The following is a 9,844-nucleotide window of genomic DNA, read 5'->3' as shown; positions in this document are numbered from 1 at the left end:
GGTGTCCGTCCTCGGTCCGGCCGCCCGTCCCCTGACACGGCGCCCTGTGCCGGTGCCGGACGCTGCGGGCGGACACCCCCCACCCCGGCCCCTCACCGCCGTACGCGGGTGCGGCAATGTCGTGGCGCGCGTCTCGACCCGCTTCGCTGCGGGTTGCAGCGGGGGCGCGGGCGGCTTGTCCGCTCAGTCCGCGGGCATGCGTGCCTCCCCCCAAGCTCTTCGAGCAGGGGGCCCAGGGCGGCACGGGTGGGCGCGGCCGGTGCCCCCGTCAGCGCCGACCTCCCCACCCCCGGCCGGCCACAACACCCGCCGGGCGGCCAGCGCCGTGGGGTGGGGTCAGGTTCGCAGGGCGTCCAGGCGGCCCTCCAGGCGGGCCAGCAGGTTGCCGAGGAGGGTTGCCAGGTCGTGCTGGTCGGTGTCGTCGAGGGCGGACAGTACCGCCGTTTCGTAGGCCAGCTGTTCCGGCAGGATCGAGTCGACCAGGTCGCGGCCGGTGGCCGTGAGGCGGACGTGCGAGACGCGGCGGTCGCGGGTGTCGGTGCGGCGGTCGACCAGGCCGCGCTCGGTGAGTTGCTTCAGCCGCTTGGTGACGGCCGCGCCGGACGAGAAGGTCTCGCGGGCCACCTCGCCCGGCGTCAGCTCGTGCCCGGTGCGGCGCAGCGCGCCGAGCAGGTCGAACTCGGCGCGGCTCAGCCCGGCCCGGCGCAGCGGCGCGTCCTCCGCCTGCTGGAGGAGGGCGGCGCAGCGGTTGACCCGGCCGATGATCTCCATGGGGCCGGTGTCGAGGTCGGGGTGGACCGCCCGCCACTGCCGGACGACGGCGGCGACGGTGTCACCCCTGTCGTCTCTTCCCTTGGTCGCCGTCATGGCCGTACGTCCTCCGCTCTCGTGCGTCCGTCCCGGTCCGGGGTCAGACCCTGGGCCCGTACCGTCGCCGCGAGCGTACGGTGTCCGGCCTGTTCGGTGAGCACCACCCGGTCGTGCGGCAGGGCGCGCTGCCACCACTCGCCGGACGCGGCCTCGGCGGTGGCGCGCAGGTCGACCAGCGCGCCGGCGAGCGCGCGGCGGGCGGCTTCCAGGGCGGCGGCCGGGGTGTGGGGTTCGGTGAGGAGGCGGGCGGCGCGTTCGCGGGCCTGCTCGGCGGTGGTGAGGGCGTGTTCCAGGCGGTCGCCCGAGCGGCGGTTGGTGACGGCCACGGCGGCCATGAACCCGACGAGGGCGCCGACCAGCGTGTCGATGGTGCGCTCGGTGATCAGTTCGGCGGAGTCCTGGAAGCGGGCGAACTCGGTGATCAGCAGCGCCATCGGGGTCACGCAGATCGTGCCGAGCCAGTAGTTGCGGCCGATCAGCGCCTCCGCGCCGAAGTTGAAGGCGAGGCACAGCAGGACGAGCGCCGCCTGGTGGAGGTGGGCCAGCGGGACGACCGCCGCGAAGACGAGGACGCCGATGACGTTGCCGACCACGCGCTGTACGGCCCGGCTCCAGGTCAGCGTGAGGTTGGCCTGGTAGAGGCTCGCCGCGGTGACCAGGGCCCAGTAGGGGCGGCCGACGCCGAGCGCGAGGGAGGCGTAGCCGGCCAGCGCGCAGCCGACGAAGGTGCGCACGGCGACGGGGGTCAGGTGGTGTCGAGGGGTGGGGGCGGTCCGCTCCGCTTCCACGCCCAGGAGTTCCTCCGCCTCGCCGGGCAGGTCGTCCACGCGGGGCAGGGGGCCGTTGCCGCGCAGGTCGCGGGCCCAGGCGCGCAGGCGGCCGGGGTCGCTGTCGGCGGGCGCGGCCAGGGCGACCTCGGCGCGGACGAGGAGGCGCTCCAGGCCTCGCCGGGTGCGGTCGGAGCGCAGACCCGCGGTGAGCAGGGTCTGCCAGGCGGCCTGGACGGCGGCGGCCGCCGCGCCCCGGGTGTGCGCGTCGCCGGTGGCGGCGTGGGCGGCGGCCGCGGTCAGGGCCTGCGCGGTCGCGCGCCGCTCGGGGCCGTGCGGCCGGACCAGGCCCGGGGCCATGCCGACCAGCCACGCCCAGGCGCCCGCCACGAGGGCCAGCCCGAGGTGCCCGGGGATCTGGGCGAGGGTCTGGGGGACGAAGAGGGACGCGGAACTGATGAAGGTGAGGACGACGTTGCCGGGCGGGCCGACGCGGGTGGCGTCGCACACCGCCTTCTGTACGGCGGCCAGCAGCGCGCCCACGGTGACCAGGACAGCCGCGTTGGTGGTCAGTGACGCGGCGGTCAGCGCGACGGCGAGGCCGCCGGTCATGCCGAGGACCACCCAGGCCAGCGTCCGGGCCCGGGCGGCGTAGGGGCGGTTGTGGGCGTACAGGGCGCACAGGGATCCGGCCATCGTGTACATCGCCAGGTCGAGACGGCCGAGCGCCAGCAGGATCAGGTTCGGCGGCGCCACCGAGACGACGGCGCTCAGCGCGGGCTTGAACCAGATCGGAGAGGGGCGGCCGAGCCGCAGGGCTCCGGCGAGGGGGAGGGGACGGATGTGCATGGCAATTAGTTTAACAGGTGTTTTACTTGTGAAATATCGCGTGCGCGCTCCCGCCTGCGCGCCCCGTGTACACCTCTGCGCTTGCGTGCGCACCGGGTGGCCCGGGCATCGCTCTCCCTGGACCGACCGTCGAACGGGGAGGCGCGCGTGCACGGACCGGCTTCTTCCGGCTGGCTCCTGGTCGCGCTGTGCGCGGCGACCGGCGCTTACTGCCTGGTGCGCATGCGCAGTGGGACACGGGAACAGCGCCGGGCCGCCGGCAGTGAGGCGCTGATGGGTTTCGGGATGGCCGCGATGGCGGTGCCGGCGGCGGTGTACACGCCGCCCGGGTGGGCCTGGCCGGGCTACGCGGTGGTGTTCGGGCTGGCCGCCGTCCGTGCCCTGTGGGCGGCCCGTCGCAGCGCCCATCATCTGCACCACCTGGTGGGGGCCGTGGCCATGGTCTATATGTCCGTGGTGATGGCGGGCGCGCCGGCCCACCACCACACGGGCGGCGGCGTCCCGCCCGTGACGGGGGCCCTGCTGCTCTACTTCGCGGTGTATGTGCTGCTGTCCGGGGCGCGGCTGGTGCCGGTGGCGGCGGTGGCCGGTGCGCCGCCCGCGGCGGGCTGGGGCGGCCGGCCGGAGCTGACGCGGGCGTGTCGGCTCTCGATGGGCATAGCGATGGTGGCGATGCTGCTGACGCTGTGACGCGTGGGGTGTGTCACTTTGCCCGCGCTGTACGTACCGCCCGGTAGCCCGCGCCTCATAGGCTGCTGCCCATGTTGGTGCCCGCGACGTTGATGCTGCTCGGCGCCCTGACCGCGGTTGTCGCGCCGCGGTTGCTCGCCCGGGCCGACTGGCCGGACCGTGAACCGGTGGTCGCGCTGTGGGTGTGGCAGTGCGTGGTGGCGGCCGTACTGCTGTGCTGCGCCCTGTCGATGACGCTCAGCGCCGCGGCGGCCTGGCAGGCGGTGCGCGGCCATGTGTTCGCGTCGGCGCCGCGCGCCGTGGTGGAGGCCTACGAGCTGGGTGTAGGCGCTCCCTGGGCGGCCACGACCGCCGTGACGCTGGCGCTGGGCGGGGTGTGGACCGCGGCGATGCTGGTCCGCGAGGTGGCCCGGGCGCGGGCACGGCGCAGGCTGCGCCGGACCGAACTCCTCGTGCGCGTCCCTCGACTGCCCGGTGAGGGCACGCGCCGCGAGCGGCTGGTCATCCTCGAGGGAGAGCGCCCGGACGCCTGGTGGCTGCCTGGCACACCGGCCCGGCTGGTGGTCACCACCGCCGCGCTGCGCCGGCTCGAGGGGCGTCGGCTGGACGCCGTGCTCGCACACGAACAGGGGCACGCGCGCGCCCGGCACGACTGGCTGCTGCACTGCTCCTCCGCGCTGGCCGGCGGCTTTCCGCAGGTGCCGGTGTTCGCCGCGTTCCGTGACGAGATGCACCGGCTGGTCGAACTGGCCGCCGACGACACGGCCTCGCGCCGCTTCGGCCGGCTCACCACCGCGCTCGCGCTCGTCGAACTCAACGAGGACCGTGGCGTGTTCGGACCCTGCCCCGGCGGGCACGGGCAGGTGCCGCAGCGGGTGAACCGGCTGCTCACCGCGCCGGCCCGGCTCACCGCGGCCCGCAGACTGCAGCTGACGGCCGCGGCCGCGCTGGTGCCGGTGATCCCGGTGCTGGTGGCGTTCGGTCCGGGGCTGCGGGCGCTGGGCTGACACGGGGCGGAGTTGGCCTCGCCCACCGCCCGTCGGCGAGGATCGCACCATGCACCCTCCGTCCGCCGACGCGCCGCCCCGCTCCCCCGCCCCTCGCTTCGCACTGCGCTGTGCCCTCGTGCTCGCGCTGTGCTCGGGGCTGCTGACCGCGCTGGTCGCGATCAGATGGCGTCCGCTCACCGGCACCGACGGCGACATCGCGCGGACCACCCACCGTTGGGCGGTCGGCGACCCCGGTGTCACGCACGTCTTCCGCGTCCTGACCGACTGGGTGTGGGACCCCACGACGATGCGCGTCCTGTGCGCGGCCGTCGCCGTGTGGCTGCTGTGGCGGCGCGCCGCGTGGTGGACGGCGGTGTGGCTGGTGACGGCGACGGCGACGGCCACGGTGGTGCAGCAGGCACTGAAGGCCGTGGTCGACCGGCCCCGCCCCGTGTGGCCCGACCCGGTCGACTCCGCCCATTACGCGGCCTTTCCGTCCGGCCACGCCCTGACCGCCACGGTGGTGTGCGGCCTGCTCGTGTGGCTGGTGCACGCCTACGGCGCCGGGCCTGCCCTGCGCCGGACGGCTCTCGGCGTCGCCCTGGTCAGTGTCGTCGGGGTCGGTGTGACCCGGGTGTGGCTCGGCGTGCACTGGCCCTCCGACGTGCTCGGCGGCTGGCTGCTGGGCGCGGCGCTGGTGGCGGGCGCGGTGGCGGCGCATCTGCGATGGCGGCCGTGATCCGGCCGGAGGGTGGTCACTAGGATCATCGTCATGACCGCTGTTCTCTTCGACTTCTCCGGCACGCTCTTTCGGATCGAGTCCGTCGACACATGGCTGCGCGCCGTCCTCGCGGACGCGGGGATCACCCTCACCGAGGACGAACTGGCCGACACTGTCAGCGCGTTGGAGGCGGCGGGCGCGCTGCCCGGCGGTCCGGACCCGCAGCAGGTCCCCGGCCATCTCGCCGAGCTGTGGGAGACCCGCGACGAGAGCGGCGCCGGGCACCGGGCCGCCTACACCGGCCTGGCCCGTCAGGTGCCGCTGCCCGATCCGGGGCTGTACGACGCCCTGTACGAGCGGCATCGCACACCGGCCGCCTGGACGCCGTACCCGGACGCGGCCGACGTGCTGAGCGCCCTGCGGGAGCGGGGGGTGCGGATCGGCGTGGTGAGCAACATCGGCTGGGATCTGCGTCCCGTCTTCCGCGCCCACGGTCTGGACGCGTTCATCGACACCTATGTGCTGTCGTACGAGCACGGCATCCGCAAGCCGGACCCGCGGCTGTTCGCCCTCGCCTGTGCCGCGTTGGACGTCGAACCGGCAAAGACGCTCATGGTCGGCGACAGCCGCCACGCCGACGGCGGCGCGGCGGCCCTGGGCTGCCGGGTGCACTTCGTGGACCATCTGCCGGCCCACGAGCGACCCGACGCGCTGCGCCCCGTAACGGCCCTGGTGGGCTGAAACCCGGGCCCCGTGTCACTCCAGGTAGCCCTCGACCTCCGAGGACGAACGGGCCTCGGCCTCGTCCGGGTTCTCCCCGAACTCCGCCTTCGCGCGCCGCTGGCGCAGCAGGTCCCAGCACCGGTCCAGCTCGTGCTCCAGTTCGGTGAGGCTCTGCCGCTCGGTGACGCCGTCGATCCGCCCGGACGCCAGGTCCGCCCGCAGCCGGTGCTCGCGCTCGACCATCTCCGTGATCCTGGCCAGGATCTTCTGGTCCTGTTCCATCCGCCCACGCCTCCTCGGCCGGCTCTCTCCGCATCACTCTAGGGAGCCCGGAGCACGCCTGCGACCGATGGCGGCTCGGTGATCGCCGTCGGCACGTCGAGGCCCTCCACCGATTGCCTGAGGCGACCATGCGGGCGAAAAGGGTCCGCTCTGGACGATCCCCCGCGTCGTCCAGAGCGGACGGCAACGCCGACCGGGCCCGAACACGGGCTGGTCGACACGCGTTGAGTATAGTTGGCTGGCAGCCAGTCAACGCAGGAGTTACAGCATGTCCCCGCGCAGCGCCTCGGTCAATGAGGAATTGCGGCGGCGCTCCCGGGAGCGGCTGCTGCAGGCGGCACTCGAGCTGGTCAGGGAGCGCGGCTACGAGGCGACGACGCTCGCCGACATCGCCGATCGCGCGGGCTCGGCCCGCGGACTGGTGTCGTACTACTTCCCCGGCAAGCGCCAGTTGGTGCAGTCCGCCGTGCACCGGCTGATGCACTGCACGCTGGAGGAGGCCCTGGAGCGCGAGCCGCGCACCGAGGACGGCCGCGAGCGCATGGCACGGGCGATCGACGCGATCCTGGGGCTGGCCCGGGACGAACCGGTGCTGATGCGCCAGCACATGGCGGGCCTGCTGCAGGCGGAGGGCTTCGTGCAGTGCCCGGAGCAGCAGCGACTCGCGGAGCTGCTGCGCTCCACCGTCGCCGGGTACGGCTCACGCGACATCGACCGCGACTACCCGATACTGCGCTCGGTGCTGATGGGCGCCGTGTACGCGATGGTCCTGCCGAACGTGGCGATGTCGATCACGGCGATGCGCGCCGAGCTGTTCCGGCGCTACGGACTGGCGTGGGAGGCGGGGAACCCGCCGGACGCCGAGGCGCCCGGCGGGGGCTGCGAGCAGGATCTGTCCCGCTTCTTCGCGACCGGCGCGCGGCCGGAGGGTCAGTCGAAGTAGTCGGGCTGTGTCTGGACGTTGAGCTCCCGCAGGTGGACCCGGCGGGCCGGGTCGGTACGGCGGTCGCTGAGCTTCAGCACGTCGAAGCCCTTGGCGATGTCGTTGGCGTAGATGTAGCCGTTGTAGTAGTACGCCGACCACGCCCCGCCGACGGTGAGCGTGTCGGTGCTCAGCGGGCCGCGCTCGAAGTAGGCGATCTCCTTCGGGTGCGTGGAGTCGGTGAACTCCCAGACGGAGACGCCGCCCTGGTACCAGGCCTGGACCATGATGTCGCGCCCCTCGACCGGGACCAGCGAGCCGTTGTGGGCCACGCAGTTCTCGGTGTCGGCCTGGTGGCGCGGGATCTTGTAGTAGCCGCGGAAGACGAGTTTGCGCTTCTCGCCCTTGCCGACGATGTCGTAGATGCCGTCGGCGCCGCGGTTCGGGCCGGTCGCCGCGTTGCACGTGGCCGCACCGCCGCCGCCGAGCTCGTCGGTGAAGACGACCTTGTTCGCCTTCTGGTTGAAGGTCGCCGAGTGCCAGAAGGCGAAGTTGACGTTGTCCTGGACCTGGTCGATGACCTTGGGGTGCTCGGGGTCCTTGATGGAGAACAGGATGCCGTCACCCATGCAGGCGCCGGCCGCCAGGTCCGCGGAGGGCAGCACGGTGAGGTCGTGGCAGCCGGTGGTCTTGGAGACGCCGGGGTTGGTGGGGGCGCCGGGGTTGCCGCCGCCGTCCGGGCCGTCGCCGGGGAAGAGCACCGGGAAGTTCACCACGGCCGCCTTCTCGGGGGCGTCGCGCGGCACCTTGATGACCGAGATGCCGTCGTGCGGCGGCTGGCAGTCGGGGTAACTCGCGCTGGGCGAGTAGGAGGAGACGTACACGTAGACGTTGTCCCGCTTGGGCACCAGCGTGTGGGTGTGCGAGCCGCAGGCGGTCTCGACGGCGGCGACGTACCGGGGGTTGCGCTTGTCGCTGATGTCGAAGACCTTCATGCCCTCCCAGGAGGACTTCTCGGTCGCCGGCTGCGTGGTGCTGTGGCAACTGCTGTCGCTGCGCGAGGAGTCGGTGGACAGGAAGAGCAGGTTGCCGGAGACGGAGATGTCGTTCTGCGAACCGGGGCAGAGCACCTGCGCGACGGTCTTCGGTGACGCGGGGTTGCCGATGTCGAAGATGCGGAAGCCGTCGTAGTTGCCGGCGAAGGCGTACCGGCCCTGGAAGGCGAGGTCCGAATTCGTGCCGGGCAGCGCGTCCTTGGGGATGTTGGTGAGGTGTTGGACGTTGGCGGAGTGGACGATCTGGTCCTGGCCGGGTATCTCGCCGGCCGCGATCGCCTCGGCCGCCTGCGTCCGGGCACTGCGGGAGACCTCCTTCGGCGCGGCCGGGTGATCGCCCGGGTCGGGGGTGGCGCCGGCGGGTGCGGCGGTGATCAGCGCGGCCAGCAGCCCGGCCGCCGCGGCGGCAACGCCCAGGCGTCTGCGTCGTGTTCGGGGATCGTGCAGGGTCACTGTTTCCTCCCTCGGCACCGTTCCGGTCGGAACGGTTCACGCTTCCCCGCAGTATCGTCTTCATCATGCCCAGATCAACAGATGGCAATGGGATCGTCATGAAGAACCCGGGAGGTCGCCTTGCTCCTGCGCCGTGGATCGCGTCCGGCCCTCGCCACGGTCTCGCTGACCGCCCTCACCCTGCTCGCCCTCGGGGGCTGTGACTCCGGCGCGGACGCCAGGTCCGCGGCGGCCGGCGGTCCTTCGGTGCTGGTACCGGGCAAGCCGGGCGAGGCCAACCGCACGCTCTCGGCCGAGGAGGCGGCACAGCAGCGGGCGGACGACGACACGCCCAACGCGGCCGACGTGTCGTATGCGCGCATGATGATCGCTCATCACGAACAGGCGTTGCGGATGACCGGACTCGCCCCGGACCACGCCCGGTCGGAGGGCGTCAAGCGCCTCGCGGCCCGGATCGCGGCCGCTCAGGGGCCGGAGATCGCGACCATGCGGGCCTGGCTGAAGGAGCACGGCAAGGAGGAGGCCGGCGGCGGGCATGTGCACGGCCGGATGCCCGGCATGGCGACCGAGGCACAGCTGAAGCAGCTGGGGGCAGCGCGCGGCGCGGCGTTCGACGCGCTCTTCCTCACGCTGATGATCACCCATCACCAGGGCGCGATCACCATGGCGACGGACGTCAAGGCGCAGGGCAACAACGTACGCATCGAGGAGATGGCCGACGACGTGGTGGCGCAGCAGACGAGTGAGATCACGCGGATGCGTCAGATGCGGTGACGGCCCGGGTCCTGCCGCCTGGAGCGTCCCGGCGTCGCGGCCGGCCCGATCCGGGCGCCCGGGTCTAGTCCGCCTTGCGGCGGGCGTGACGTGGGGTCAGGAAGCCGGCGTCGCGGGCCTGGGCGATCAGGCGCAGGGACTTGCGGCGGCTGTGGCCGGTCGCGCACATCACGGCGAGGACCGGGTCGGCGCCCTCCTCCTGGGCCGCGCGGTACTCCTGGGCGACCTGCCATCGCCCCTCGATGCCGCGCGGCCAGGCCGGACGGGCCCGGCGCCCGCCGGACCGCTCGCCCTCGCCGGCGTCCGCGCCGTCCTCGTCGGCGTCGTCGGCGTCCACCCCGCACGCCTCGAACAGCGGGCCCTCGATCCAGTCCGCGAGCACGGAAAGGTCGTCCAGGGACAGCGCGGGTTCGGCCCGGACGTCCTCGATGGACACGCACCCTTCGGTCATCACGGCGAGCGCCTCCACACCGGCGCCGTCGGGGAACGCCAGCCGGACGTGGAACCACCTCGTCGCGCCGGCGTCCTCCTGCACTTCCCACGCGGGCGACACGGTGACCGCGCCGTCCGCCTCCGATCGATCGGAAAGATTAAGAAAGGATGCTTCAAGCACACACGCAACGTAACCTCATGATCACATTCCATACGAACGGACACGCATCCGTCCACCCGGACAGCACCCTGTCAGCGCAGCCGTCACGGTGCGACGCCGGGGCCGGGAAGAAGCCCTCCCCCTGACAGAGGAGTTC

The 9,844-nt window shown here is 73.1% G+C and carries 11 protein-coding genes; 6 read left to right on the top strand and 5 right to left on the bottom strand.

Going from position 1 to position 9,844, the window contains the following annotated elements; translation table 11 throughout:
- Positions 1-336 precede the first annotated feature (336 nt).
- Positions 337-867, bottom strand: a complete 531-nt coding sequence (locus ACZ67Q_RS28070; RefSeq protein WP_471187506.1) for a MarR family winged helix-turn-helix transcriptional regulator — start codon at positions 865-867, stop codon at positions 337-339.
- Positions 864-2,486 (bottom strand): FUSC family protein, encoded by a 1,623-nt coding sequence (locus ACZ67Q_RS28065; protein ID WP_471187503.1) that lies wholly within the window; start codon positions 2,484-2,486, stop codon positions 864-866. Before ACZ67Q_RS28065 ends, ACZ67Q_RS28070 begins: the two co-directional genes overlap by 4 nt.
- 147 nt (positions 2,487-2,633) lie before the next feature.
- Between ACZ67Q_RS28065 and ACZ67Q_RS28060 the strand changes: the two genes are divergently transcribed.
- From ACZ67Q_RS28060 to ACZ67Q_RS28045, 4 genes are all read left to right on the top strand, one after another.
- Complete coding sequence (locus ACZ67Q_RS28060; protein ID WP_471187500.1) at positions 2,634-3,176, top strand: DUF5134 domain-containing protein; 543 nt, start codon at positions 2,634-2,636, stop codon at positions 3,174-3,176.
- 71 nt (positions 3,177-3,247) lie between these two features.
- Positions 3,248-4,183, top strand: a complete 936-nt coding sequence (locus ACZ67Q_RS28055; protein WP_471187498.1) for a M56 family metallopeptidase — start codon at positions 3,248-3,250, stop codon at positions 4,181-4,183.
- 49 nt (positions 4,184-4,232) lie between these two features.
- Complete coding sequence (locus ACZ67Q_RS28050) at positions 4,233-4,904, top strand: phosphatase PAP2 family protein (RefSeq protein WP_471187495.1); 672 nt, start codon at positions 4,233-4,235, stop codon at positions 4,902-4,904.
- A 33-nt stretch (positions 4,905-4,937) separates the two neighbouring features.
- Complete coding sequence (locus ACZ67Q_RS28045; protein WP_471187493.1) at positions 4,938-5,627, top strand: HAD family hydrolase; 690 nt, start codon at positions 4,938-4,940, stop codon at positions 5,625-5,627.
- A gap of 15 nt (positions 5,628-5,642) precedes the next feature.
- Here the strand turns inward: ACZ67Q_RS28045 and ACZ67Q_RS28040 are convergent, their stop codons facing one another.
- On the bottom strand, positions 5,643-5,891 hold the full coding sequence (locus ACZ67Q_RS28040) for a DUF2630 family protein (protein WP_471187490.1): 249 nt from the start codon (positions 5,889-5,891) through the stop codon (positions 5,643-5,645).
- Between the two features lie 268 nt (positions 5,892-6,159).
- Between ACZ67Q_RS28040 and ACZ67Q_RS28035 the strand changes: the two genes are divergently transcribed.
- Complete coding sequence (locus ACZ67Q_RS28035; RefSeq protein ID WP_471187487.1) at positions 6,160-6,834, top strand: TetR/AcrR family transcriptional regulator; 675 nt, start codon at positions 6,160-6,162, stop codon at positions 6,832-6,834.
- Here the strand turns inward: ACZ67Q_RS28035 and ACZ67Q_RS28030 are convergent.
- Positions 6,822-8,321: an LVIVD repeat-containing protein gene (locus ACZ67Q_RS28030; protein ID WP_471187484.1), complete on the bottom strand. Its 1,500-nt coding sequence runs from the start codon at positions 8,319-8,321 to the stop codon at positions 6,822-6,824. The two genes, ACZ67Q_RS28035 and ACZ67Q_RS28030, sit on opposite strands and share 13 nt — an antisense overlap.
- Before the next feature lie 120 nt (positions 8,322-8,441).
- Here ACZ67Q_RS28030 and ACZ67Q_RS28025 point away from each other — a divergent pair, with 120 nt between their 5' ends.
- Positions 8,442-9,095 carry a DUF305 domain-containing protein gene (locus ACZ67Q_RS28025; RefSeq protein ID WP_471187481.1) on the top strand — a complete coding sequence of 218 codons (654 nt, stop codon included), beginning with the start codon at positions 8,442-8,444 and terminating at the stop codon, positions 9,093-9,095.
- Between the two features lie 64 nt (positions 9,096-9,159).
- Here ACZ67Q_RS28025 and ACZ67Q_RS28020 read toward each other — a convergent pair whose 3' ends face one another.
- Complete coding sequence (locus tag ACZ67Q_RS28020) at positions 9,160-9,648, bottom strand: DUF6214 family protein (RefSeq protein WP_471187478.1); 489 nt, start codon at positions 9,646-9,648, stop codon at positions 9,160-9,162.
- Positions 9,649-9,844 lie beyond the last annotated feature (196 nt).

The organism is Streptomyces sp. NPDC036813 (genome assembly GCF_055609245.1).
The sequence above is the reverse complement of the archived record's forward strand: the minus strand, read 5'-3'. Positions and strand labels throughout refer to the sequence as shown.

Excerpts from the sequence above, each read along its gene's own strand:
- ACZ67Q_RS28070 (WP_471187506.1), bottom strand. The coding sequence starts at position 867 with ATGACGGCGACCAAGGGAAGAGACGACAGGGGTGACACCGTCGCCGCC.
- ACZ67Q_RS28065 (WP_471187503.1), bottom strand. The coding sequence starts at position 2,486 with ATGCACATCCGTCCCCTCCCCCTCGCCGGAGCCCTGCGGCTCGGCCGC.
- ACZ67Q_RS28055 (WP_471187498.1), top strand. The coding sequence starts at position 3,248 with ATGTTGGTGCCCGCGACGTTGATGCTGCTCGGCGCCCTGACCGCGGTT.
- ACZ67Q_RS28050 (WP_471187495.1), top strand. The coding sequence starts at position 4,233 with ATGCACCCTCCGTCCGCCGACGCGCCGCCCCGCTCCCCCGCCCCTCGC.
- ACZ67Q_RS28045 (WP_471187493.1), top strand. The coding sequence starts at position 4,938 with ATGACCGCTGTTCTCTTCGACTTCTCCGGCACGCTCTTTCGGATCGAG.
- ACZ67Q_RS28040 (WP_471187490.1), bottom strand. The coding sequence starts at position 5,891 with ATGGAACAGGACCAGAAGATCCTGGCCAGGATCACGGAGATGGTCGAG.
- ACZ67Q_RS28035 (WP_471187487.1), top strand. The coding sequence starts at position 6,160 with ATGTCCCCGCGCAGCGCCTCGGTCAATGAGGAATTGCGGCGGCGCTCC.